At 63.0% G+C, this 25,605-nt stretch carries 22 protein-coding genes and 1 pseudogene; 7 read left to right on the plus strand and 16 right to left on the minus strand.

The window, feature by feature from the left end:
* Position 1 precedes the first annotated feature (1 nt).
* A complete protein-coding gene (locus ACVI9W_RS01340; RefSeq protein ID WP_461528923.1) occupies positions 2 to 349 on the plus strand; it encodes a cupin domain-containing protein in 348 nt (115 codons plus the stop codon).
* Between the two features lie 38 nt (positions 350 to 387).
* On the opposite strand, the gene gltS is transcribed toward ACVI9W_RS01340, so the two are convergent.
* Positions 388 to 1,602: a sodium/glutamate symporter gene (gene gltS, locus ACVI9W_RS01345; RefSeq protein ID WP_461528924.1), complete on the minus strand. Its 1,215-nt coding sequence runs from the start codon at positions 1,600 to 1,602 to the stop codon at positions 388 to 390.
* A 180-nt stretch (positions 1,603 to 1,782) separates the two neighbouring features.
* On the opposite strand from gltS, the gene ACVI9W_RS01350 reads away from it, so the two are divergent.
* From ACVI9W_RS01350 to ACVI9W_RS01365, 4 genes and pseudogenes are all read left to right on the plus strand, one after another.
* Positions 1,783 to 2,241 carry an HIT family protein gene (locus tag ACVI9W_RS01350; protein WP_461528925.1) on the plus strand — a complete coding sequence of 153 codons (459 nt, stop codon included), beginning with the start codon at positions 1,783 to 1,785 and terminating at the stop codon, positions 2,239 to 2,241.
* 26 nt (positions 2,242 to 2,267) lie between these two features.
* A pseudogene (locus tag ACVI9W_RS01355) lies at positions 2,268 to 2,612 on the plus strand (MFS transporter); the annotation flags it as partial.
* Between the two features lie 160 nt (positions 2,613 to 2,772).
* Positions 2,773 to 3,480 carry a peptidoglycan-binding domain-containing protein gene (locus tag ACVI9W_RS01360; RefSeq protein WP_461528926.1) on the plus strand — a complete coding sequence of 236 codons (708 nt, stop codon included), beginning with the start codon at positions 2,773 to 2,775 and terminating at the stop codon, positions 3,478 to 3,480.
* A gap of 1 nt (position 3,481) precedes the next feature.
* Complete coding sequence (locus tag ACVI9W_RS01365; protein WP_461528927.1) at positions 3,482 to 3,958, plus strand: hypothetical protein; 477 nt, start codon at positions 3,482 to 3,484, stop codon at positions 3,956 to 3,958.
* A 27-nt stretch (positions 3,959 to 3,985) separates the two neighbouring features.
* Here the strand turns inward: ACVI9W_RS01365 and ACVI9W_RS01370 are convergent, their stop codons facing one another.
* The 15 genes from ACVI9W_RS01370 to speB all read right to left on the minus strand — a co-directional run bounded on the left by ACVI9W_RS01370 (position 3,986) and on the right by speB (position 23,806).
* Positions 3,986 to 4,789 carry an alpha/beta fold hydrolase gene (locus ACVI9W_RS01370; protein WP_461528928.1) on the minus strand — a complete coding sequence of 268 codons (804 nt, stop codon included), beginning with the start codon at positions 4,787 to 4,789 and terminating at the stop codon, positions 3,986 to 3,988.
* 151 nt (positions 4,790 to 4,940) lie between these two features.
* Positions 4,941 to 5,753 carry a class I SAM-dependent methyltransferase gene (locus ACVI9W_RS01375; RefSeq protein ID WP_461528929.1) on the minus strand — a complete coding sequence of 271 codons (813 nt, stop codon included), beginning with the start codon at positions 5,751 to 5,753 and terminating at the stop codon, positions 4,941 to 4,943.
* Between the two features lie 274 nt (positions 5,754 to 6,027).
* Positions 6,028 to 6,996: a lipoyl synthase gene (lipA, locus tag ACVI9W_RS01380; RefSeq protein ID WP_461528930.1), complete on the minus strand. Its 969-nt coding sequence runs from the start codon at positions 6,994 to 6,996 to the stop codon at positions 6,028 to 6,030.
* A gap of 24 nt (positions 6,997 to 7,020) precedes the next feature.
* Positions 7,021 to 8,145 (minus strand): glycine cleavage system aminomethyltransferase GcvT, encoded by a 1,125-nt coding sequence (gene gcvT, locus ACVI9W_RS01385; RefSeq protein ID WP_461528931.1) that lies wholly within the window; start codon positions 8,143 to 8,145, stop codon positions 7,021 to 7,023.
* A 9-nt stretch (positions 8,146 to 8,154) separates the two neighbouring features.
* Entirely contained in the window at positions 8,155 to 9,531 is a 1,377-nt protein-coding gene (locus ACVI9W_RS01390; RefSeq protein ID WP_461528932.1) for an L-serine ammonia-lyase, read from the minus strand.
* Between the two features lie 27 nt (positions 9,532 to 9,558).
* Complete coding sequence (gene glyA / locus ACVI9W_RS01395; protein ID WP_038611706.1) at positions 9,559 to 10,812, minus strand: serine hydroxymethyltransferase; 1,254 nt, start codon at positions 10,810 to 10,812, stop codon at positions 9,559 to 9,561.
* Positions 10,813 to 10,944: 132 nt separating this feature from the next.
* Positions 10,945 to 13,815 carry an aminomethyl-transferring glycine dehydrogenase gene (gene gcvP, locus ACVI9W_RS01400; protein WP_461528933.1) on the minus strand — a complete coding sequence of 957 codons (2,871 nt, stop codon included), beginning with the start codon at positions 13,813 to 13,815 and terminating at the stop codon, positions 10,945 to 10,947.
* A 14-nt stretch (positions 13,816 to 13,829) separates the two neighbouring features.
* On the minus strand, positions 13,830 to 14,207 hold the full coding sequence (gcvH, locus tag ACVI9W_RS01405; protein ID WP_461528934.1) for a glycine cleavage system protein GcvH: 378 nt from the start codon (positions 14,205 to 14,207) through the stop codon (positions 13,830 to 13,832).
* 257 nt (positions 14,208 to 14,464) lie between these two features.
* Positions 14,465 to 15,997, minus strand: a complete 1,533-nt coding sequence (locus ACVI9W_RS01410) for a sigma 54-interacting transcriptional regulator (protein WP_461528935.1) — start codon at positions 15,995 to 15,997, stop codon at positions 14,465 to 14,467.
* 80 nt (positions 15,998 to 16,077) lie between these two features.
* Positions 16,078 to 17,496: a D-serine/D-alanine/glycine transporter gene (gene cycA, locus ACVI9W_RS01415; RefSeq protein ID WP_157192941.1), complete on the minus strand. Its 1,419-nt coding sequence runs from the start codon at positions 17,494 to 17,496 to the stop codon at positions 16,078 to 16,080.
* 384 nt (positions 17,497 to 17,880) lie between these two features.
* Positions 17,881 to 19,566 (minus strand): choline dehydrogenase, encoded by a 1,686-nt coding sequence (betA, locus tag ACVI9W_RS01420; protein ID WP_461528936.1) that lies wholly within the window; start codon positions 19,564 to 19,566, stop codon positions 17,881 to 17,883.
* Between the two features lie 4 nt (positions 19,567 to 19,570).
* Entirely contained in the window at positions 19,571 to 21,040 is a 1,470-nt protein-coding gene (locus ACVI9W_RS01425) for a cytosine permease (RefSeq protein WP_461528937.1), read from the minus strand.
* The gene (locus tag ACVI9W_RS01430) at positions 21,037 to 21,216 is read right to left on the minus strand and encodes a hypothetical protein (RefSeq protein WP_038611724.1); all 180 of its coding nucleotides are present in this window, start codon (positions 21,214 to 21,216) and stop codon (positions 21,037 to 21,039) included. Before ACVI9W_RS01430 ends, ACVI9W_RS01425 begins: the two co-directional genes overlap by 4 nt.
* A 95-nt stretch (positions 21,217 to 21,311) precedes the next feature.
* Positions 21,312 to 22,820: an aldehyde dehydrogenase family protein gene (locus tag ACVI9W_RS01435; protein ID WP_461528938.1), complete on the minus strand. Its 1,509-nt coding sequence runs from the start codon at positions 22,818 to 22,820 to the stop codon at positions 21,312 to 21,314.
* Positions 22,821 to 22,834: 14 nt separating this feature from the next.
* On the minus strand, positions 22,835 to 23,806 hold the full coding sequence (gene speB / locus ACVI9W_RS01440; protein WP_038611730.1) for an agmatinase: 972 nt from the start codon (positions 23,804 to 23,806) through the stop codon (positions 22,835 to 22,837).
* Positions 23,807 to 24,108: 302 nt separating this feature from the next.
* Between speB and ACVI9W_RS01445 the strand changes: the two genes are divergently transcribed.
* Complete coding sequence (locus ACVI9W_RS01445) at positions 24,109 to 25,023, plus strand: LysR family transcriptional regulator (protein ID WP_038616682.1); 915 nt, start codon at positions 24,109 to 24,111, stop codon at positions 25,021 to 25,023.
* A gap of 132 nt (positions 25,024 to 25,155) precedes the next feature.
* Entirely contained in the window at positions 25,156 to 25,548 is a 393-nt protein-coding gene (locus tag ACVI9W_RS01450; protein WP_461528939.1) for a GFA family protein, read from the plus strand.
* Positions 25,549 to 25,605: the final 57 nt, after the last annotated feature.

The raw sequence follows: 25,605 nt of genomic DNA on the forward strand, positions 1-25,605 counted from the left end.
CATGTCCCCTGTTCTGATCCGTCTTGAAAACGAAGCTCAATTCTCCGCGCCTGAGCCTGCGGGCTTGCCCGTCGGCGAACCGCTGCCGATGACGCGCACCGCTGTCCACCACGACATCGCCGGGCAGAACGTCTGCAGTGGTTTCTGGGAATGCTCACCCGGCCGTTTGCGCCGCGCCGTCATGCAGGCTGAATTCAGCTACATCATCGAAGGCAAAGGCAGCTTCACCCCGGAAGGCGGCGAAACCCTGCACTTCAAGACAGGTGATTCGCTGTACTTTGCCGCCAACACCCAGGGTGAATGGGAGATTCTCGAGAAGGTTCGCAAGACCTACTTCATTCTCGGCTAACCCGGTCGTCCAGCGAGCCCCTTGAGACCCCGGGGGCTCTATAGACCGCTGAACATGCCGATGATCACGGCGTTGACCAGGTCAATGAAAAAGCCGCACACCAGTGGCACGATCAGGAAAGCCTGGTGGGCCGCACCGTACTTTTGCGTCACGGTTGTCATGTTGACGATGGCCGTCGCCGTCGAGCCGAGGGTAATCCCGCCGAATCCGGAAGCCACCACACTGGCTTCGTAATCACGCCCCATGCAGCGGAACACCACAAAGTAGGTATAGAGAACCGTCAGCAGCACCTGCAGGGTCAGGGCGCACAGAATGAACATCAACGCCCCGCTGAGCTGCCATAACTGCAGCCCCATCAGGGCCATGGTCAAAAACATGCCCAGACAGATGTCGGAGATCAACGCCAGGCCCAGGCTCGCGCCGCTCCAGCTTTTCAGCTTCTTCTCACCGACAACGGCAAGCACGATGTGGTGGATGACGATGCCGGCGAACAGGCAGCTGACGAATTTTGGCAAGGTAACGCCGGCATCGACCAGCAGCAGGTTGAGGCCATAGCCGAGCATCAGGGTCAGGTTGAGCCACATCCATGCCCAGAGCACGTCGTAGTAGTTCACGCCCTGGTTCGGTTGATGCTCGAGAATGCCGATTTCCAGCGCGGCATCCCTGGAAGGCGTCAGGTTATGGCGCCGTATCAACTGGTTGGCGATCGGGCCGCCGATCACGCACGCGGCAATCAGGCCGACGGTGTTGCTGGCGATGCCCAGTTCATGTGCATTGCTGATGCCGAGCTTCTCGACGAACAGCGGAGCCCAGGCCAATGTTGTGCCCACCCCGCCGGTCAGGGAAATCGAGCCCACCATCAAGCCCGCCTTGGGATCCAGGCCAAACACCTCGGCCAGGCCCATGCCCAGGGAGTTTTGCAGGACAATGAAGACACTGGCGAGCACCAGCAGGATCACTAGCGGGCGTCCGCCCTTGAGCAGTTGGCGGACATCCGATTTCAAGCCGATGCCGGCAAAGAAATACAGCAGCAAGGTGTCGCGAACCTGCAGATCGAATTCGATCTGGATATTCAGGCCGAAGTACAGCAGGCTGGTAACCGCGGCACAGACGAAGCCGCCGACAACCGATTCGGGAATACAGTATTGACGCAGCAAGGTGCTGTTCTGGACAAGGGTTTTGCCGAGGAAAAGCAGGAGAATCGCAAGGGTAAAGCTCACGAGACCGTGAACCGGGAAAAGCTGGGAGGTCATCAACGCCTTCCTCTAATCTGAAAAAAGCATTATCACGATTTGCCCACTGCGGGTTCCGATCCGAATCAATAAAAGGTGAATCAGATCGCCAGCGTGGTGCACATTGACCAACCTGCGTAGAGCCCCCTGCAAGGGTAGTCGCGATCCATTCGCTACGCACACCATCATCAAGGACTATGAATGCCGCTGATCTCGCAACGTGTAGCGCTGGCACGCACTGGCGCAAACGATAAAGTCATTTGCCGCATGGCATCGGGTTGGGCGGTCATGGGCGATGTGCAATTCCTGCCGGGATACTGCCTGTTGCTGCCCGATCCGGTGGTTGCGAGCCTGAACGATCTGGACGCTGAGGCCAGAGCGACCTACCTGCTCGACATGGCCCGCATCGGTGATGCCGTTTTAAAGGCCACCGGGGCGGTTCGCATAAACTACGAAATTCTCGGGAACACAGAGCCCGAACTGCATTGCCACATTTTCCCTCGCTACGCCTCAGAGCCGGAACACAATCGCCAGATGCCCGTGTGGTTTTACGACTGGAAAACGGCGATCGCTTACTCGGAGCAAGCCCATGGGGCATTGCGCAGCGCCATTGCTGAGCTTTTAGCGGCGTCGGGCGCAGACGCGCCATGCCTGCAGTAGCGCGCCACCACGCCACAACCACCTGCGGCATCGGGCTGTTCAATACCGGTCGGCAACTGGGTGGCCTGATGGGCGTCGCGGCCTTGCAGACCCTGCTCGAACACAATCTCGCCAGCAATGCTGTGGTGCTGGGCAGCCACGTCACTGCAGGTGCAGGCACGGTGATCGAACGACTCACGAGCCTGTCCACCCTGCTGGGCCGAGCGGTTGTGGGGCAATCCACAGTGATTGCCTTCGACACCGCGTTCATGGCCGTGACCCTGCTGTTCGCAGTGGCGGCGCCGATTCTGGTGGCCATCAAGATCGGGTTTGCGCGGTCCGGGAACGGCGGGCATCGCCGGGCAAGCCCGCTTCCACAGAGGGGGCAATAGTGCCGTGCACTATTGGACAACCTTTACGGCCAAAGCTACCGTCAATTGAAGTACGACAAACCCGTGGATCTACCCCTTGACGTCCCGGCTGGAGAAGGTGCAGCGCCGCACACGGTGCAACTCGACTGGGCTATCTGCACTGTCATCAGAGGGTCATGCCATGGTCACCGGAGAAGAGCTGTTCGCACTGGCTGCGACCAAGAAAGGCCAGAAATACGTCAATGTCCTGGTCCCCAAGGACAACCCGAACTGGAACGGCCCGTGGGACTGTGCAGAGTTCGTCTCCTGGGTGCTGTTCCAGAAGCTCAAAAAGCTCTATGGCTGCATCGACAACAAGGGCAACCCGGCGATCACTGAAGCGTATTCCGGCGCCTGGGTCAGAGACGCAAAGGATGGCACCCTGATCGCCAGCGATGAGTCCGATGCGATGCTCACCGCCGGGGTCATTCTGATCCGCAAACCGCCCCTGCCCGGGCGGATGGGACATGTCGCCATCAGCGATGGCCACGGCAAGACCATGGAGGCAGCCGGTACCAACCTGGGCGTTCGCGCCGGCAATGTCAGCGGCCGGGTCTGGGACCATATCTGCAGGGTACCGAACGTCGCCTACAGCAGCGAAGCACGGGCGCCGCGCCTCAAGCCGCAACCGCAGTTCATCCGGCTGCAAGAGCCGAACATCAAAAGTGCGAAGGTCAAGGAAATCCAGAACAGCCTGAAGGCCATGGGCATCGACCCCGGAAAGATCGACGGCGAGTACGGGCCGCATACCACCGCTGCGGTGATTGCCTTCCAGGCCACTCACCGTCTGGTCGCCGATGGCATTGTCGGCCCGGCGACCGCCCGGGCGCTGAAGATCGAGTGGCCCTGAGATGGCGGATGAACCGGCGACAACCGAGCCCAAAGACGCGATCAGCGATGTATCGCTCAAAGAAGCTTTTGACATCTACCAGAAACAGAGCGACAACCTGCACAAACTCTGGACTTATTTTCAGGCCGTGTCTCTTGCGGTGCTGGGCTACACGGTTGGCGCCGAAAAGGCACACTGGTCCACGTCAACCTATGTGTTGATCTTCCTGAGCTACCTGTTCTTTGCCGTCGCCAATCAATGGATCATTGTTTTGTCCCAGAAGGAGCTCAAGCAGTTCAGCGACGCGGTGAAACTGGCCACAAAAAGTAGCGGCCCGGTCGGCAAGAAACTGGTGGTCCGGACTGTTTCTCCCTGTTGCATCAGGGTGTTCCACTCCATTTCTATCGCGGTCGTTCTAGCAGCGATTGCGGCTACCTGGTACGTCAAATGCTCAGCATCCCTTGAATGCCCTAAACCGCCGGATACCGAGCAGCACTAGGAACGCCCTGAATGTGCCCGGTTACACTCAATGGTCAACATCCAGGAAGCGAACCACCTCCCCCAGCACCGCTTCAGGCGCCTCGCGGTGCGGGACATGGTGGCAATCTTCGAGGATCACATACTCGCTGGGGCCTTGCGACAGCCTGGCTATCCGCTGCGGGTGCAGCGCTGAGCCGTACTCATCATGCTCACCGTGCAGAACCAGTGCCGGGCAATGAATGGCATCCACTGTGCTTTCGATCGTCCATTCGCCGAAAGCCTCTGTAAGCCATGTCCGGGTCCAGGCCGTCAGTACCCAGGGCGCTTTATCACCATGGTATTTTTTCAAGCGCGCCATGTGCTCGGGCTGTTCGAACTGTATCTCAGCGGCGCGAATACCCTGCAGCGTGCGCTCTTCGACAAACGCCTGCGCAGCGATGGTGATCAATGCCATGCAGCTTTGCGGATGCAAAGAGGCACAGGTTGCAGCCATGGCCCCTCCGACGCTATGGCCCAGGGCAACGAAGCGCTCGACCTGAAGCGCCGTCTTCAGATGGGCAAAAAAGTACTCGGCTTCTTCACGGATGAACTGCGGCGACAGGCGTCCTGGGTACTCATCGGACTGGCCGAAGCCGAGCCGGTCATAGGCAATCACCTCACGTCCGGTGGCCTGGCTCAACTGCTGGGGAAAATCCCGCCACAGGGCAATGCAGCCCAGTGAGTCATGGAACAGGACTATAGGTGGCTTGTCCGGATTGCCCGGGCCATCTGCGGGGAACCATCGACTACAGAACAGCCGTCCTTGCGGCGTGTCTATCCAGAGCACTTCGGTGTTGATCGACAATGACATGCAGGCCCCCGGTTGATGGTTCACGCCGCAGGATAGCAGTTCCCTGTAGGAGCGGGCTTGCCCCGCGATGCGATGTGGCTGACAGCCCGCAATCGCGGGGCAAGTCGAGTCGTCGCACCGCCGCTCCCACAGGGGGAACAGTGGCCTGGATTCAGCGGCGGCTGATGACCACCTCCAGGTATTCGCTGGGCACCACCAGCGACGAGGCGCCGGCCACGTTGTTGTCGTTCAGCAGCTGAGTAAGATCGCGCTCCAATGCGTAGGCGGCGTCACTCTGCAATGAGGCAAAGGCTTTGTGCACCGGGCCATACCAGGTCCTGAACACGTCGATGAAATGCGCCGCCGAGCGGTAGCGAAAATTGAACTGCTGGCGGCTGATATTGATAACCCCGACGTTGTCGCCGAACAGCTGCTGCAACTGTTCTTCGTCACCCCAGCGCGAAGGCGGCAGCGCCCCGGCGGGTGGCGGGACATGGCGCCCGAGAGTCTTGAACATCTGCCCGATGAAACCCTGTGGCGTCCAGTTCGCCAGGCCGATCCGCCCGCCTGAGCGGCAGACCCGTGCAAGCTCCCTCGCCGCTTGAGCCTGATCCGGGGCAAACATCACGCCGAAGGTCGATATCACCGCATCAAAGGCGCCGTCGGCAAACGGCAGCGCCTCGGCATCGGCGGTTTGAAACACTACGTTCAGATGCTCGGCCCGTGCGCGTTCTTCACCGCGTTTCAACAGCTCGGGCACGTAGTCCGTGGAGGTCACCTGACAGCCGCGCCGTGCCGCGGCAAGGGTGGCATTGCCGTTGCCGGCAGCCACATCCAGGACCTTTTCGTCCCAGCGCAAGTCGCAGGCTTCGGCCAGGCGTTCGCCGACCAGTTGCAAGGTCGTGCCGATCACCGCGTAATCGCCGCTGGCCCACGCCGTCTGCTGGCGTGCCTTCAAGGCATTCAAATCCAGAGGTGTGCTCATTGTCTGCACCTGATTTATCCGCGCGGCCGTCAGCCTCTACGGCGGTCAACGCGCCTTGGTCTTTTGGGTTGTTCACGTTGCGGCGGCGGGCCGAGGATGCGCGCCCGCGCCTGCGTCCAGCTAAAACCCAACCCGGTCTGCGGTACAAGACCCGTTGGATACATGCATATAGCCCTTGCGAATAAACCACACTGTGGGAGCGGCGGTGCGGCGACCCGACTTGCCCCGCGATTGCGGTTTGTCAGTCACATCGTATCGCGGGGCAAGCCCGCTCCTACCGAAAATTAGCCTGTTGGTCGGCATGGTAGGAGGAGCGCACCAGCGGCCCGGACGCCACGTTCCTGAAGCCCATCGCCAGCGCCTGTTCGGCAAACCAGGCAAAGGTATCGGGGTGGACAAAACGCTGCACCGGCAGGTGGCTGCGCGAAGGTTGCAGATACTGCCCCAAGGTCAGCATGTCGACCTGGTGTTCGCGCAGGCGTTGCATCACCTCGATCACTTCGTCATCGGTTTCGCCCAGCCCCAGCATCAACCCGGACTTGGTCGGCACCGCGGGTACGCGCAGTTTGAAGTTCTCCAGCAAATCCAGCGACCACTCGAAATCCGAACCCGGCCGTGCCGCCTTGTACAGGCGCGGCACGGTTTCCAGGTTGTGGTTGAAGACATCCGGCGGCTCCTGCGCGGTGATCGCCAGGGCCACGTCCATGCGCCCCCGGTAGTCGGGCACCAGGGTTTCCAGACGGATACCCGGCGACAGTTTGCGGATCTCGCGCAGGCAGTCGACAAAGTGCTGGGCACCACCGTCGCGCAGGTCGTCGCGGTCGACCGAGGTGATGACCACGTATTTCAGGCGCAGGTCGGCGATGGCGATGGCCAGGTTCTTTGGCTCATCGACGTCCAGCGGCTTGGGCCGGCCGTGACCGACATCGCAAAACGGGCAACGGCGGGTACAGATGTCGCCCATGATCATGAAGGTCGCCGTACCGCCGGAGAAGCACTCGCCGAGGTTCGGACACGAGGCTTCCTCGCAGACGCTGTGCAGTTTGTGCTTGCGCAGCAGCGCCTTGACCCGCGCCACCTCCGGTGACGTTGCAATCTCCACGCGAATCCACTCGGGCTTGCGTGGCACTTCTTCGGTGGGCAGGATCTTCACCGGGATACGCGCCACCTTCTCGGCACCGCGCAGTTTCACCCCGGCCTGCAGCGGCTGTGGGCGAGTGGCGACAGCTTGGGTTTCGTTCATGCTCATGCTCCGACAATCTGGCCATCAGCCACGGTAGTAACGTTGCGCCACGAACGGCGTACGGGTGACAACCATCGGCACCCGCTTGCCGCGCACCAGGGCAAAGACTTCGGTGTCCAGCGCCGCATAGCCGCTCTGCACATAGCCCATCGCCAGCGGCCCAGCCAGACTCGGGCCGAATCCGCCGCTGGTAACACGGCCGATTACCTGCTCTTGCGCGTCGACGATCAGCGTCCCTTCACGCACCGGCACCCGCTCTTTGGGCAGCAGGCCGACGCGCTTGCTGCCCACGCCTTCACGCTGCTGGGCAAAAATCCGTTCGGCACCGGGGAAGCCACCGGCGCGTACACCATCGGCACGCCGGGCCTTGGAAATCGCCCAGGTCAGGCTGGCCTCGATCGGCGTGGTGCGCAGGTCCATGTCATGGCCGTACAGGCACAGCCCGGCCTCCAGGCGCAGCGAGTCACGGGCACCGAGGCCGATGGCCTGGACCTCGGGCTCGGCCAGCAGCGAACGGGCAAGCATTGGCGCAGCCTCTGCCGGCACGGAGATTTCGTAACCGTCCTCACCGGTGTAACCGGAGCGGCTGACGTAGCAGTCAACACCGAGCAACCTCAGCTTGGCGAACTGCATGAAGGTCATGCGGCCGACCTCAGGCGCCAGACGCGCCAGTACCCTGGCTGCCGCCGGGCCCTGCAGCGCCAGCAAGGCGCGGCTGTCGAACAGTGACTCGACGTCGCACTGCCCTTCCAGGTGCTGTTTGAGGTGGGTCAGGTCCTGGTCCTTGCAGCCGGCGTTGACCACCAGGAACAGCTCGTCGTTGCCCAGGTTGGCAACCATCAGGTCATCGAGGATGCCGCCCTCGTCGTTGGTAAACAGCGCATAGCGCTGCATGCCTGGCGACAGGTCGATGATATCGACCGGCACCAGTGCTTCCAGCGCCTTGGCAGCACCGGCGCCACGCAGACGGAGCTGGCCCATGTGCGAAACGTCGAACAGGCCGGCCTGTTCACGGGTGTGCAGGTGTTCCTTGAGCACGCCCAGCGGGTACTGCACTGGCATGGCGTAGCCGGCGAACGGCACCATGCGCGCACCGAGTTCCAGGTGCAGACCATGCAACGGCGTTTGTTGTAGTTGTTCTGTGGACATGGGTGACTCCTAGCATTCGATGATGTTGACCGCCAGCCCGCCGCGGGCAGTCTCTTTGTATTTGCTTTTCATATCGGCGCCGGTCTGGCGCATGGTGCGGATCACCTTGTCGAGGGAGACAAAGTGCTGGCCATCGCCGCGCAGGGCCATGCGCGCGGCATTGATGGCCTTGACCGAACCCATGGCGTTGCGCTCGATGCACGGCACCTGGACCAGCCCGCCAATCGGGTCGCAGGTCAGCCCAAGGTTGTGCTCCATGCCGATTTCGGCGGCGTTTTCCACTTGCTGCACGCTGCCGCCAAGCACTTCGCACAAGGCCCCGGCCGCCATCGAGCAGGCCACCCCGACCTCACCCTGGCAGCCGACTTCGGCCCCGGAGATCGAAGCGTTTTCCTTGTACAAAATGCCGATTGCAGCGGCGCTGAGCAGAAAACGCACCACCCCGTCCTCGTTGGCCCCTGGCACGAAACGCGTGTAGTAATGCAGCACCGCCGGGATGATGCCAGCCGCGCCATTGGTCGGTGCGGTGACCACCCGCCCGCCGCTGGCGTTTTCCTCGTTGACCGCCAGGGCGTAGAGGTTGACCCAGTCGAGCACCGAGAGGCTGTCGCGCAAGCCGGCTTCAGGGCTGGCGCTCAACTGTCGGTGCAACGCGGCGGCACGGCGCTTGACCTTGAGCCCGCCGGGCATGATGCCCTCGGTGCGGCACCCGGCCTTGACGCAGTCCTGCATCACCTGCCAGATGTGCAGCAAGCCCTGGCGCGTCTGCTCCGGGCTGCGCCAGGCGGTCTCGTTCTCGGCCATCAACTGGCTGATCGACAGGCCGTGCTGGGCGCATTGCGCCAACAGCTCGCGTCCGCTCAGAAACGGGAAGCGCAGCGGCGTGCGGTCTTCGACGATGCGATCGACGCCAACCGCCGCCTCGTCCACCACAAAACCGCCCCCCACCGAGTAATACTCGCGACTGCACAGCTGCAGCCCGGCCGCGTCGAAGGCACGCAGGATCATGCCGTTGGGGTGATAGGGCAAGGGCTTGCGGATCATCGCCAGGTGTTCTTTTTCGACGAAGCGGATGCGCTTCTCACCGAGCAGCGACAGCATCCCGCTCTGGCGAATCATCCCCAGACGATCGGCCACCAGCGACGTCTCGACGGTATCCGGGTGCTCACCCTCAAGCCCCAGCAGCACCGCCTTGTCGCTGCCGTGGCCTTTGCCGGTGGCGCCGAGCGAGCCGTACAGTTCGGCGCGCACGCCCTCCACCTGAGCCAGCAGCCCCTGCTCCCTGAGCCCTTCGGCAAAGCGCGCCGCGGCGCGCATCGGCCCGACCGTGTGGGAGCTGGACGGGCCGATGCCCACCTTGAACAGATCAAAAACACTCAGCGACATACAGGCCTCCGCCATCACACCCAGGGATCAGGCCCGATAAACCGGGAACAGTTTGCACAGCTCGGCCACCTGCCGGGCCACCTGGGCCTCGACGTCGGCATCGCCGAGGTGGTCGAGGATGTCGCAGATCCAGGTCGCCAGGGCGCGGCACTCCGGCACCTGGAAACCCCGGGTGGTCACCGCCGGGGTACCGATGCGCAGGCCCGAGGTCACGAACGGCGATTGCGGGTCGTTGGGCACGGCGTTCTTGTTCACGGTGATGTGCGCGCGGCCCAAGGCGGCATCGGCGTCCTTGCCGGTGATGCCCTGGCGGATCAGGCTGACCAGGAACAGGTGGTTGTCGGTGCCACCGGAGACCACGTCGTAACCGCGCTGGCGGAAGATTTCCGCCATGGCCTGGGCGTTTTTGATGACCTGGAACTGGTAATCCTTGAAGCCCGGTTCCAGCGCTTCCTTGAAGCACACGGCCTTGGCGGCGATCACATGCATCAGCGGCCCGCCCTGCCCGCCCGGGAACACCGCCGAGTTGAGCTTCTTCTCCAGCTCCGGATCAGCCTTGGCCAGGATCAGCCCACCGCGCGGACCGCGCAGGGTCTTGTGGGTAGTGGTGGTGACCACATCGGCGTAGGGCAGCGGATTGGGGTACAGGCCCGCCGCAACCAGGCCGGCGACGTGGGCCATGTCGACGAACAGATAGGCCCCGACCTTGTCGGCGATCTCACGGAAGCGCGGGAAGTCCAGGGTTTTCGAGTAGGCCGAGAACCCGGCGACGATCATCTTCGGCTGGTGTTCGACAGCCAGACGCTCAACTTCGTCGTAATCGATCAGGCCATTGGCGTCGATGCCGTACTGCACGGCGTTGTACAGCTTGCCCGAGGAGCTGACCTTGGCACCGTGAGTGAGGTGACCGCCATGGGCCAGGCTCATGCCGAGGAGAGTGTCGCCAGCCTGCAGCAAGGCCAGGTAGACCGCCGCGTTGGCCTGGGAGCCGGAGTGCGGCTGGACGTTGGCATAGCCTGCACCGAACAGTTGTTTGGCACGGTCAATGGCCAGTTGCTCGACCACATCGACGTGCTCGCAACCGCCGTAGTAACGCTTGCCCGGGTAGCCTTCGGCGTACTTGTTGGTCAGCTCGGTGCCCTGGGCCTGCATCACCTGCGGGCTGGTGTAGTTTTCCGAGGCGATCAGCTCGATATGGTCTTCCTGGCGTTGTGCCTCGCGGTGGATGGCGGCGGACAGCGCAGGGTCGAAATCGGAGAGGGTCAGGCTTTTATGGAACATGGTGGTTTTCCTTGTTATTAGCGAAACAGCTGCCTGTGGGAGCAATAGTTCTGGTGGGAGCGGGCTTGCCCCGCGATTGCGGTTTGTCAGTCACATCGCATCGCGGGGCAAGCCCGCTCCCACCCAGTGCAATCAAGCGTCTTGATAGATCGACATTGGCGGGCAGGCACACGCCAGGTTGCGGTCGCCGTAGACGTTGTCCACGCGCCCCACCGGCGGCCAGTACTTGCTCTCGCGCAGATCGGCCAGCGGATACACCGCCAGCTCCCGGCCATAGCGATGCGGCCATTCGCCGACCAGCTCACTAGCGGTATGCGGTGCGTTCTTCAGCGGGTTGTCGAGCTTGTCCAGAGTACCGTTTTCCACCGCACGGATTTCCTCGCGGATGCAGATCATCGCGTCGCAGAAGCGGTCCAGCTCCTCCTTCGACTCGCTCTCGGTCGGCTCGACCATCAAGGTGCCAGCCACCGGGAAGGACATGGTCGGGGCATGGAAGCCGAAGTCGATCAGGCGCTTGGCCACATCTTCGACACTGATACCGCTGCTGTCCTTGAGCGGGCGCAGATCAAGAATGCATTCATGCGCGACCAGGCCGTTCTCGCCGGTGTAGAGCACCGGGTAGTGCTCTTCCAGGCGCCGGGCGATGTAGTTGGCACTCAGGATCGCCAGCTGCGAAGCGCGCTTGAGCCCTTCGCCGCCCATCATGCGGATGTACATCCAGGTGATCGGCAGGATGCTGGCGCTGCCATACGGCGCTGCACTGACCGCGCCGTGCTTGTTGTCCATGTGCGCGTGACCCGGCAGGAACGGCGCCAGGTGCGCCTTGACGCCGATCGGGCCGACACCCGGGCCGCCACCGCCGTGAGGGATGCAGAAAGTCTTGTGCAGGTTCAGGTGCGAGACGTCGCCACCGAACTTGCCCGGGGCGCAGAGGCCGACCATGGCATTCATGTTGGCGCCGTCCAGGTACACCTGGCCGCCGTGCGCATGAATGATGTCGCAGATGCGGGTGATGCCGTCTTCAAACACGCCATGGGTCGAGGGATAGGTGATCATCAACGCCGCCAGGCTGTCCCGGTGCTGCGCGGCCTTGCTTTGCAGGTCCGCCACATCGACATTGCCGCGCTCATCGCAGTTGACCACCACCACCCGCATGCCGGCCATCTGCGCCGTGGCCGGGTTGGTGCCATGGGCCGACGACGGAATCAGGCAGACATCGCGCCCAGCCTCGCCACGGCTGGCGTGATAGGCGCGGATCGCCAGCAGGCCGGCGTACTCGCCCTGGGAACCGGCATTGGGCTGCAGCGACATGGCGTCATAACCGGTGGCCGCACAAAGCATGGCCTCCAACTCATCCGTCAGTTGCCGGTAACCCAACGACTGCCCGGCCGGGGCGAACGGGTGCAAGGCACCGAACTCGGGCCAGGTGATCGGGATCATTTCACTGGCGGCATTGAGCTTCATGGTGCATGAACCCAAGGCGATCATGCTGCGGTCCAGGGCCAGGTCCTTGTCGGCCAGACGCCGCAGGTAGCGCATCAGCTCAGTTTCCGAATGGTAGCGGTTGAACACCTGATGCTGCAGGAACGGCGTTTCGCGCAGCAGTGGCAACGGCAGGCAATCACCCGTGTCGGCGGCCAGCGCGGTGAAGTCTGGAAGCGTCTGTCCGGACATGGCGAAGGCTTGCCACAAGGCCTCGACGGCGGCCTGCTCGCAGGTTTCATCCAGCGATAGACCGACCCGCTGCTCGTCGATCAGCCGCAGGTTCAACTGCGCGCCGTTGGCGGCGGCGAGCACCTCGGCCACAGGGCCTGCGGTCACCACGCTGACGGTGTCGAAGAAGTGTTGCTGCTCGACCTGATGCCCGAGCTGCTGCAGCCCGCGTACCAGAATCGCAGTCAACCGATGCACGCGCCGGGCGATCTGCGCCAGGCCCTGCGGACCGTGGTAAACCGCATACATGCTGGCGATGTTGGCCAGCAGGACCTGCGCGGTGCAGATGTTGCTGGTGGCTTTCTCACGGCGAATGTGCTGCTCGCGGGTCTGCATGGCCAGGCGCAGGGCCGGCTTGCCGAAGCGATCGATGGACACGCCGACCAGACGTCCGGGCATGTCGCGCTTGAAGCTGTCGCGGGTGGCGAAGAACGCCGCGTGCGGGCCGCCAAAACCCAGCGGCACACCAAAACGCTGGGCACTGCCCAAGACCACGTCGGCACCGAATTCACCCGGCGGGGTCAGCAAGGTCAGCGCCAGCAGGTCGGCGGCCACCGCCACCAACGCGCCGGCGGCATGGGCGTGCTGCACCAGGGCGCGATGGTCGACAATAGCGCCAGTACTCGCCGGGTATTGCAGCAACAGGCCGAAATAACCCTCCAGGTTCTGGTTCAGCAGTGCCGACTCATCGCCGATGACCACTTCAATACCCAGCGGCTCGGCACGGGTACGCAGCACGTCGAGGGTTTGCGGATGACAATGGTGGGAGACGAAAAACGCCGGGGCCTTGCTCTTCGCCAGACGCTTGCAGAAGGTCATGGCTTCGGCGGCGGCGGTGGCTTCATCGAGCAACGAGGCGTTGGCGATCTCCATACCGGTCAGGTCGCTGATCAAGGTCTGAAAGTTCAGCAGCGCTTCCAGACGGCCCTGGGAAATCTCCGGCTGGTACGGTGTGTAGGCGGTGTACCAGGCCGGGTTCTCCAGCAGGTTGCGCAGAATCGGCGTCGGTGTGTGGCACGGGTAATAGCCCTGGCCGATGTGATTGCGAAACAGCTGGTTCTTCGCCGCAATGGCCTTGAGCGAGGCCAGCGCCTCGGCCTCGCCCTGCCCTTTGCACAGCTCAAGCACGCTGGTGCCCTTGATGCTCTCCGGGATGACGCTGTCGATCAGGCCGTCGAGGCTGTCATGGCCGATCAGCGCCAGCATCGCGTCGATGTCGTCCTCGCGCGGGCCGATGTGACGGGCGATGAACTCGTTGTCGGTGGTCAGCGGGATGGATGCATTGCTCATGTCGGCCCCCTGGCTCAGGCGTTGTCGGCCAGGAAGCGGTCGTAGCCTTCCTGGTCCATCAGGGTGTCGAGGTCGGCAGGGTTGGCCACCTTGATGCGGAAGAACCAGCCGTCTTGCATCGGCGAGGCGTTGACCAGTTCGGGGTCGTCGGCCAGGGCCTGGTTGACCGCCACCACGGTACCGTTCAGGGGCATGCTGATGTTGCTGGCGGCCTTCACCGACTCCAGCACCGCGACTTCATTGCCCTCGCCGTATTCGCCCGGCTCCGGCAACTGCACGAACACCACGTCACCGAGGGCTTCCTGGGCGTAGGTGGTGATGCCGACGGTCAGTTCGCCAGTCGCTTCCAGGCGCAGCCATTCGTGTTCGGGAGTAAAACGCAGCGTGGTCATGAATCTTCCTCTCTTGTTATCAGGTAGGTCCTGGTGCAGGACTGATTGATACAAGAGCAAGGGCAATGCCAACTTATTAAAACCTTTATATTTCAATAAGTTGAGCAACAAAACCCATCAACATCAAGACGCTGCGCTGGAGCGAAATCGCTCCGTTGCCCGAGCCCGGCAGCCAGCCCTGACAGGACGGGCCAATGAAGCCGCGGCTCACGCCCGACTGGAGCACAATCACTCCAGTGGAGCGTATTCGAACCAGGTTACGAGACCCGGCTGGCGATGCCGTACTTACGCAAGCGCTGGCCGATGGCGGTGTGGGAAGTCTGCAGGCGCACCGCCAGTTGCCGGGTCGAGGGATAGGCCGCGTACATCGTCTCCAGCAGCGACTTTTCGAAGCCCTGCACCGCCGCTTCCAGGCTGGTGACCTGCGGGGTATCGGGCTGCTGGCTGTTCAGGGCAGTACCGGCCAGTTCCAGGTCGTCGCAGTCGATCACCTCCCCTTCGCTGATGGCCGCGGCACGGAAGATCACGTTCTGCAGTTGGCGCACATTACCCGCCCAGCGATTGCCCAGCAGCAGCGGATGGGTGGCCAGCGCCAGCCGGCACGGTGAGCGCTGTATCTGCGCGCAGGCCTGACGCAGGAAGTGCTCGGCCAGCAGCAGGATGTCCCTGCCGCGTTCGCGCAACGGCGGCACCAGCAGATTGAGTACGTTCAGGCGGTAGTAGAGGTCTTCGCGAAAGCTGCCTTCGACCACCATGTTTTCCAGGTTGCGGTGCGTCGCGCAGACCACCCGCACATTCACCCGCACTTCGCCGCCGCCACCGACCCGGCGAAAGCTGCCGTCACTGAGAAAGCGCAGCAGCTTGGCCTGCAGGTACGGCGACATCTCGCCCACCTCATCAAGGAACACCGTGCCACCGTCGGCCAGTTCCAACAGGCCCGGCTTGCCGCCGCGCTGGGCACCGGTAAAAGCGCCGGCGGCGTAGCCGAACAGCTCGCTCTCGGCCAGGCTCTCTGGCAGCGCCGCGCAGTTGAGCGCCAGGAAGGACGCATCGCGGCGCACGCTCAATGCATGACAGGCACGCGCCACCAGCTCTTTGCCGGTGCCGGTTTCGCCCTGGATCAACAGCGGCGCCTCCAGGCTCGCCACCTTGTGCAGGCGCGCCTTGAGGTCCTTGAGCGGCGCCGATTCGCCCAGCAGCGCCTGCAACCCCTCGGCATGATCGTGCAGCAGCGAAGCCAGACGCTCGCCGATACGGCTTGGCGGATACAGGGTCAGCAGGCCGCCGACCAAGGCATCGGCGCCGCCGCTGATCGGCGTGGCTTCCAGCAACAGCGCCTGGCCCTGCAGGCTCACCTCGCACATCGGCAGGCGAAAGCCTTTGTCGATCAGGGTCTGCGCCAGGTCGGGTTCGGCGAACAGCCTGGACAACGGCTCACCGGCCGGCTCGCGACCAACGAGGCTGACCAGCGTCGGATTGGCCAGCAGCACATGGCCACCGGGGTCCACCGCCAGTACCGGATCGCTCATCGCCGCGAGCAAGGCTTCCAGTTGCAGGTGCCGGCGCTGGCCGGGGAGAAAGTCGACAAGTTCCACCGCCTGGACCCCGATCACCCGCAGCAAGGCGTGGTGAAGTTCGTCCAGCACGGCCTGTGACAGCGCTGGTGCATCGATGTAGACGTTGGGCGGGATCATTTCCACCGCGTCCAGGTTGAGGTTGCGCGCGCCCAGCAAGGCCAGGATTTCCTGGGTAATGCCAACGCGGTCGATAAAGGTGACGTGGATGCGCATGACGACTCCCTGGTTGTGCAAAGACGACAGGGGGACGGCCCCTTGTGCCGTCCCCCCGAGTGAAAGCGTGAATGTGCTTATCAGTCCGCGTCGTAGGACAACTGCACGCCCTCCGACTTTTTCTGACGCATCGAGCGGTAAGCCAGACCGAGGATGACGAACCAGACCGGCACGAACACCAGCGCTTTGCGGGTGTCTTCTTCCAGCGCCAGCAAGGCCAGCATGGCGACGAAGAACACCAGGCAGGCCCAGCTCATGAAGATGCCGCCCGGCATGCGGTATTTCGAGGCGCGATGCAGGTGCTCGCGCTGCTTGCGATACGCCAGGTACGACAGCAGGATCATCGACCAGACGCACATGAACAGGATCGCCGACACCGTGGTGATCAGGGTGAAGGCATCGAGCATGTTCGGCACCAGGTAGATCACCAGCGCCCCCGCCGACAGGCAGACACAGGAAAAGATCAGGCCATTGGAAGGCACGGCGCGGCTGGACAACGCCTTGAACTTGCCAGGTGCATCGCCATCCACGGCCAGGCCGTAGAGCATGCGGCTGGTGGAAAACACCCCACTGTTTGCCGAAGAAGCAGCAGAGGTGAGGACCACGAAGTTGATGATCCCGGCAGCCGCCGGCAGACCGGCCAGGACGAACAGCTCGACAAACGGGCTCTTGTTGGCAACCACATCACGCCAGGGCGTAACGGCCATGATCGCGATCAGCGCGAACACATAGAACACGATGATGCGCAGCGGAATCGAGTTGATCGCCCGTGGCAGGTTGCGTTCAGGGTTCTTGGTTTCTGCGGCGGTGGTACCCACCAGCTCGATCCCGGCAAAGGCAAAGATCGCAATCTGGAATCCGGCGAAGAAGCCCATGGCGCCATGGGGGAACATGCCGCCGTCATTCCACAAGTTGGCCAGCGACGCGACATCGCCGGCAGGCGACTGATAGGCTGCGACCACCATGTAAAGGCCGGTGCAGACCAGGGCACAAATGGCCACGATCTTGATCATGGCGAACCAGAACTCCAGTTCACCGAACATCTTCACGGTCAGCAAATTGAGTGAAAGCAACAGGCCCACACAACTGAGTGCCGGCAACCATTGCGGGATATCCGGGAACCAGAACTGTGAATAGGCGGAGATCGCAATGACATCGGCGATGCCGGTGACTATCCAGCAGAACCAGTAAGTCCAGCCGGTGAAGAACCCTGCCCAGGGTCCCAACAGATCCGCGGAGAAATCAATGAACGATTTGTACTTGAGATTGGACAACAGCAACTCGCCCATTGCCCGCATGACGAAGAACAGCATGAAACCGATGATCATGTAGACAAAGATGATCGAGGGTCCCGCCAGGCTGATGGTCTTGCCGGAGCCCATGAACAGGCCGGTGCCGATGGCGCCACCGATGGCGATCAACTGGATATGGCGGTTGGAGAGATTACGTTGGAGTTCGTGCGCTTCGCTGTCAGGCGGACCCAGCGTCGAGTTTTTCATTAGGCTTTACCTTGCTAGTTTAATTGTTTTTATAACGTCACAAGTTCAAACACCTCTGCCAGTGCGGCGGAGTGCCTATGAAAGAGCAAGGTCTATGCCAAGCGAAAAAGCGTTGTTTTATCCGGGGTTGTGTTGATTGGCTGTAATGAAGTCACTCCATGAAAAGGCGTTAATCCGGCTGTTCACTGGCGTTTAAGCGTCGTAAACCCTGCGCTTGGTCCCACTGTAGCGTTTTCGCTCCAATGGAACGCATTCGGTCCGGCCTGCTTGGTGCCGTCCCGCCCGGTGGGAGCGGGCTTGCCCCGCGATGCTATGTGGCTGACACACCGCAATCGCGGGGCAAGCCCGCTCCCACCGTACAAGACAGTTACTCCCACTGGGTCGTCAGGCACTTACCTTGCGCTTCGGCGCCCGACTGCGCTGTTCTTCTTCCCAACCCTCGACCAGGCCGACCGGTACCTGCGCCGGCGCCAGCGGCTCACGCCCGCGCACCAGGTCGGCGGCACGTTCGGCGAGCATGATGGTCGGCGCGTTGAGGTTGCCGTTGGGCTCGCTGGGGAATACCGACGAGTCGATCACCCGCAACCCCTGCAGCCCCCGTACGCGCAGTGAAGAGTCGACCACCGCCATGTCATCCTCGCCCATGCGGCAGGAACCGCAGGGGTGCATGGTGCTTTCCATGTTGGCGCGCACGAAGGCGTCGATCTGTTCATCGGTCTGCACCTGCGGCCCTGGCGCCAGTTCCTCGCCGCGGTAGCGGTCCATGGCCGGTTGCGCGATGATTTCCCGGGTCAGGCGCACGCAGCGGCGAAAGCCCTCGCGGTCCTCTTCGCTCTCCAGGTAGTTGAAGCGGATTTCCGGGTGCTGGTAAGGGTCGGCCGACAACGCCCGCACATGGCCCCGGCTCTTGGGCTTGTTCGGCCCGGTCAGCACCATGAAACCATGGCCCTTGAACGGTTTGTCACCGTCGTAGCGCATCGCCGCCGGCAGGAAGTGGAACTGGATGTCCGGCCAGCGCAGGCCCTTGGACGAGCGGATGAAACCGCCGGCCTCGAAGTGGTTGCTGGCTCCCAGGCCATCTTTGAACAGCAGCCAGCGCAGGCCGATCAGCGCCTTGCCCAGCAGGTTCATCTTGCCGTTGAGCGTCACCGGCTCCTTGCAGGCGTACTGGATGTAGATTTCCGAATGGTCCTGAAGGTTTTCGCCGACCCCTGGCAGGTCGTGGCGCACCTCGATACCGGCCTTTTTCAGCACCGCCTGCGGGCCGATCCCCGAGCGCTGCAACAGATGCGGCGAGCCGATCGGGCCGGACGAGACCAGCACCTCGCGGTTGCAATAGACCTTGTGGGTCAGGCCGCCTTCGTCGTACTCCACGCCCACCGCACGCTTGCCCTCGAGGAGGATGCGCCGGGTCATGGCATGGGTGACGACGGTCAGGTTGGGCCGGGTCATCGCCGGGCGCAGGTAGGCATTGGCAGTGGACCAGCGCACGCCGTCCTTGACCGTCATGTGCATGGCGCCGAAGCCTTCCTGCATGTAGCCGTTGCAGTCGTCGGTCTTGATGTAGCCCGCCTCGGCACCGGCCTCCACCCAGGCGCCGTACAACGGGTTCTGCATGTTGTTGCCGTTGTTGGTGGCCAGCGGGCCTGCGCCACCGCGATAGTTATCGCCACCGAACTTGTAGGTCTCGGCGCGCTTGAAATACGGCAGGCAATTTCGATAGCCCCAGTTTTTCGCGCCCAGGCTTTCCCATTCGTCGAAGTCACAGGCATGGCCGCGGATATACACCAGGCCGTTGATCGACGATGAACCGCCGAGCACCTTGCCCCGTGGGCAGTGCAGGCGCCGGCCGTCCAGATGCGGCTCGGCGACTGTCTCGTAGCGCCAGTTGTACTTCTTGGTGTTCATCGGCAATGAGAACGCACTGGGCATCTGGATCAGCACGCTGCGGTCGCTGCCGCCGAACTCCAGGACCAGCACCGAAGTACCGGCGTCCTCGGTCAGGCGGTTGGCCAGAACGCAGCCGGCAGAGCCCGCACCGATGATGATGTAGTCGTATCGCTTGTTCATGGTTTTAGTCCTTTGCGCCGAAGCCTGCGGCCTCGATGTTGCGTTCATTGCCTTTGGAGTAGGCGCCCCAGCCCAGCCGCGCGGCCAGCAGACGGGTCAGCCCGTAGTGAACCAGCCCGGCCAGCAGGCAGGACGGCAGCGATGCAGTGGCGAAGGTGAAGAAGCTGGTGTTGGCCAGCGTCTGCGGGTTGAACACCACCACGTAGATCGCGAACCCCGCCACCAGCGCCAGCAGTGCGATGGGGTTGAAGCCTTTGCAAAAGCGCACGGGAGAAGCGCCTTCGGCGGCATAGACATGGCGCAGGTTGACGCGCTGCTGACGCAGGAAGAAGTAATCGGCGATGCCGATGCCGGCCAGTGCACTGTTAAGCGCCGAGGTCCAGACCAGGAAGATGAAGAAGCCGTCGTAGATACCCGGGAAGCACAGCACGATGAGCACCGGAATCACGCAGAACAGCCCGATCAATACCCCCCAGCGCACGCTGCGCAAGCGCTCCCCGGCCAGCTGGCGCAGGCCGATGACGGCGGTGTAGAGGATGTTGACCATGCCGGTCAGGTTGGCCAGCGCCAGGAAACCCAACGCCACCACGCCGAAGCCCACGCCACCGGCCAGACGCATCCAGGCGGTAGGGTCGCTGCTGCCGAGGGTGGAAGCGGCGAACAGGCTGACGGTTTCGCCCAGTGCGGCGGCACCGAAGATGCCCACCAGGTTGGGCCAGAAGGCGGTGCGCTGGTTGCTGCACAAACGCGACAGGTTGCCGATGTACGGCCACCAGGAGAAGCCGGCGGCGATGTTGATTTCCACGGCGATCATGAAGTTGATGCGCTGATCGGCAAACGGCGGCTGCAACGGCGGCATGGCCAGCAATTCGGCGAAACTGAAGCGCTGGGAAATGAAGTACATCAGCGCCAGCATGATCAGGATCAGGCTGGGCGCGATCACCGCACTCAAGCGCCGGATCATGTCCGGCCCGCGCATGGCCACCAGCGCCGCGAGGACGATGGCTAACAAAGCGCCCGCCGTCACCATCCAACCGTCGCCGTCGGGCTGGCTGTGCTGCACCAGGGTCTCCAGGTTGTCCAGCGCCCGCCCGCACATCAGCCCCAGCACCGCCAGCCAGCCCATGGTCAGCACCACCACCGACAGCACATAGACCAGGCGGCTGCCGTTGATGCCGAACATGCTGCGCAGGTAGGTGAACTGCTCGACGCCGTATTTGCCACACGGCAGGCAGGTGGACGACGCGGCGAGAATCACGCCGATGATGTTACCGATGACGATTGCGCTGATGCCTTGCAACGGCCCGACGAACAGCGCGGTGGCGCCGCCGATCAGGAACACCCAGGTGGCCACCGCCAACGCCGAGTTGGCATAGGCGAAGCCCCAGAAGCCCCACACCCGCTCGCTGGGCAACAACGGCGTATCGCCACGTTCGGCGCTCAGGCGAAATTCCTGCTCTCTGGACTGGCTCATGGATGGCCCCCCAGAAAGTAAGCCCCGGCAACCATCACCAGCGTCAGCAGGGTCAGCGCAATGAAATCGCCAGCGCTCAATGCGCCGGGCCAGTCCGCCCTGCTCTCCAGTTCTTCATAGGCGCGTATGCGCCTGTCCAGGTCTTGCGCACGCTCTACATCCACTTGGCTGTTCATGGGCATCACCTCGATAGGTTCTTGTTCTTGAAATACGATGCATGTGAAACCTGCGCCGCCCGCCAACCGTCAGCGACGCAGGTTTGCCCTGTGCCTCAGGGCAAGGTGATCCAGACCGCCTTGGTCTCCAGCAAAAACTCCAGTTGTTCGGCGCCCATGTCCTTGCCATAGCCCGATTGCTTGTAGCCACCGAACGGCATGGACGGGTCCAGGGTGCTATGGGCGTTGACATAGACCGTGCCGGCCCGCAGCTGCGGAATCAGCCCGTGGACCCGGCCCAGGTCATTGGAGTAGATCGCCGCCGCCAGGCCGAACGCCGAATCGTTGGCCAGCGCCAGTGCCTGCTCCTGGGTGTCGAACGCAGCGGTCACCAGGACCGGGCCGAAAATCTCCTCGCGCACGATGCGCATGTCGTTGTTGCAGTCGGCGAAGATCGTCGGCTGCACGAAGAAGCCCGGGCCCTCGACCGGCTCGCCACCGTAGTACAGCTGCGCCCCTTCGGCCTTGCCCAGCTCGATGTACTCCAGCACCCGCTGCTGTTGCTGACGCGACACCATGGGGCTGATAAAGCAGTCCGGATCCAGGCCCGGAGCGATCTTCAGGGTGGCCGTGTACCTGGCCAGCGCGGCGAGGAACTCGGGATAGACGCTGCGCTCGACATAGGCGCGGGTACCGGCATCGCAGACCTGCCCGGAGTTGAAGAACACACCGTTGGCGACCGCCTCGGCCGCCGCCTCGATATCGGCGTCGGCGAACACGATCACCGGCGACTTGCCGCCAAGTTCGAGGGTCAGGCGTTTCATCTGGTCCATCGCCGTCTTACCCACCGAGCAACCCACCGGGGTGGAGCCGGTAAAGCTCAGCTTGTCGATGCCCGGGTGGCTGGACATCGCCGTGCCGACCACGCTGCCGCGCCCGCTGACGATGTTCAGCACGCCGTCGGGAATGCCCGCTTCCTGGACCAGCTCGGCAAAACGCAGGGCTGAAAGCGAAGTCAGTTCTGCCGGTTTGACCACCACGGTGCAACCGGTAGCCAGCGCCGCACCAAGCTTCCAGGCCATGGTCTGCAACGGGAAGTTCCACGGCACGATGGCGCCGACCACGCCCACCGCTTCCTTGCGGGTGTAGGCCAGGTAATTGCCGGGCAGCGAGGGTTCGACCGTGCGGCCATGAATCTTGCTGGCCCAGCCGGCGAAGTAACGCAGGGTATCGACGGTGCCCTGGATATCCACGGCGCGCGCCTGGACGACCGACTTGCCCATGTCGATGGACTCGATCTGCGCCAACTCCTCGGCATTGGCGTCGATCAGGTCGGCCAGACGATGAATCAGGCGTTCGCGTTCCAGCGGCTTGAGCTGGCTCCAGGGGCCGCCATCGAACTGTGCACGCGCGGCACGCACGGCACGGTCCAGGTCTTCAGCAGTGCCCATCGGGATGCGCGTCAGCACGCCCTCGGTGGACGGCTCGATAACCTCGGCGCTGGCACCGTCACTGGCCTCAAGCCACGCCCCACCGATGAACATGCGCTGGGGTTTGCAGAGAAAACGCTGGGTGGCCTCGGAAACACCGAAGGCCTGCAGGTAGGCTTTAACCTTGTTGTCCACTGGGATTCTCCGGATCAGCGGGCGTTGGCGCGCGCGTGGAAGATGAAGCCGATGCTGTTCATCAGCAGTTGCGCGGCGAGGATCGAGGTGACACCGGCCGGGTCGTAGGCCGGCGCCACTTCCACCAGGTCCATGCCGACGATCCGGCCCTGGCTGCGCCGGGCCAGGGCCTGGATGATTTCCAGCACTTCGTAGTAGTAGAAACCGCCATGGCTCGGTGTACCGGTGCCCGGGGCAATGGACGGGTCGAAACCGTCGATGTCGATGGTGATGTAGTAGTCGCGGCCCTCGGGGATCTTCGCCATCACACCTTCAAGACCCAGGCGGCGTACATCGCGCACCGAGAGGATCTGTGAGCCGGCTTCGCGGGCGGCATCGTAGTCGTCGCGGTTGGAGGAAGACACGTTGCGGATGCCCATCTGGGTCATGCCGACGATATGGTCCAGCTCCGAGGCGCGGCGCAGCGGGCTGCCGTGGCCGTAGCGCACGCCGTGGCGTTCATCGACGAAGTCCAGGTGCGCATCGAAATGCACGATGTGGATCGGCCCGCGCCCTTCGAAGGCCTTGATCACCGGGGCGTGGATCGAGTGGTCACCGCCCAGCACCACCGGCATGGCACCTGCCGCGAGGATCTGGCGCACGGCCGATTCGATGTTGGCGTTGCTGCTTTCCATGTCGGTGTGAACGATATCGGCATCGCCGACATCGACCATGCGCAACTGGTCTTCGGTCAGGTAGGTGGCGTCATCTTCGAAGTCGTAAGCGCCGGCATGGCCGAAGGAGAACAGCGTCGATGCCTCGCGGATGCCGCGAGGTCCGAAACGGGCCCCGGAGCGCCATTGGGTACCCATGTCATTGGGCGCGCCAAGGATCGCCACGTCGGCATTGATGGCAGCCCAGTCGGTGCAAATGGGTGACTTGGCGAAAGTGCAATGGCCCACGAAGGGCAGGTTCAGACGGCCGGATTCATAACCGTGCTTTGCCATGTTCGAGTTTCTCCACGTTATTGTTCTGGTCAGGAGACGGGGCGACTGCTCGACCACCGTTGCAGCCACTATGGCGGCAGGCCGGTCAGGGAAAAATGCGCAAGTGCAGATGCATACATCGCCGGAGCCGAAGTATCCGTACAGATGTCAGTCGCCAGCAAAACAGCGCCACTGCGACCTGGCTGTATTTCGAAACGCCAGGCATTGCGGTTGAAACACGCACATGGTTAGCTTGGAAAAAACAACAATGCCCGTGCGTTCATATCAGCCGCCACGATGTGACGCCCGACCGGGAGGCCATGGTGATCCAGCTCCACGATGTCGACCTGAAACTGCTCAGGGTTTTCACCACCATTGTCAGGTGCGGTGGCTTTTCCGCCGCGCAGGCCGCGCTGAACGCTGGCCAGTCGACGATCAGTGAGCAGATGACGCACCTGGAAACCCGCCTCGGGGTCAAGCTTTGCCAGCGCGGGCGCAGCGGCTTTCGCCTCACCGAGCAAGGCGTGGCGATCCATGAGGCGACCCTGCGCCTGCTCAGCGCGGTGGAGAGCTTCTGCCTGGACGCCGACGTGCTCAAACAGCACATCAGCGGCAAGCTCAACCTGGGCATCATCGACTCCACCCTGACCGACCCCGACTCGCCGCTACCGCGTACCACCCAGCGTTTTGTCTCGCGCGGCCACGACGCTCATCTGCACATCTACATCGGCGCCCCCGCGGAGCTGGAGGAACGCGTGCTGGACGGTCGCCTGCACCTGGCCATCGGTCACTTTCCCCTGCGGGTACCGGGGCTGTCCTACCTGCCGCTCTACAACGAAGCCCTGGGACTCTACTGTGGGCGCCGCCATCCGCTGTTTGCCAGCAAGGCCTCGAACGGTCGACTGCTCGAGGACGTTCGCGCCTGCCGTATCGTTGTGCGCGGTTACATGAATGAGTACGACCTGGAGCAACTGGGCATGACCAAGGCCGCTGCCACCGTCGAGAACATCGAGGCAGCGGCGATCCTGATCATTTCCGGCGCCTACATCGGCTTCCTGCCGGTGCACTTCGCCGAGCAGTGGGTCAAGACCGGCGAGATGCGCCGCCTGGGTGCCAGCGCGCTGGACCTGACCTCGCCGTTCGATGTCGTCACCCGTCGCGGCGTTTCACCGCCACCGATCCTGCACGCCTTCCTCGAAGACCTCGCCGCCTGCATGCACCCGCCCGGACTCGCTTGACCCAGTAGGAGCGGGCTTCTGTGGGAGCGGGCTTGCCCCGCGATACGATGCGACTGACAAACCGCAATCGCGGGGCAAGCCCGCTCCCACACTGCTACTGTTGCAACAGTACTGTTTCAAAGGAGGTGCAGCATGGACCGGTTCACCGGCGGTTGCCTCTGCGGCAACGTACGAATCGTGGCCTCGGGACGTCCCTATCGGGTCGGCCTTTGTCACTGCCTGGACTGCCGAAAACATCATGGTGCGCTGTTCAACGCCTCGGCCATATTCCCTCAGGATGCGGTGACCATCGAGGGCGAGACGCAGCACTACGCCGGCCGTCATTTCTGTCCCCGTTGCGGCTCCTCGGTGTTCGCCCACAGCGCCGACGAGATCGAAGTGCACCTGGGCTCTCTGGATGCCCCGGATCAACTGATACCCACCTACGAAAGCTGGATTATCCGCCGCGAATCCTGGTTGCCGGCGTTTGCACTGAGCAGACGCTACCAGCGCGATCGAGACGCCAACGGGCGTTTTGAGGCGTAACCCCTCTCCTCGCCCGCTCATAGCCGCACTCTTGCCAGCTGATAGTAAAAATCTCTT

The organism is Pseudomonas sp. 210_17 TE3656, assembly GCF_054821965.1.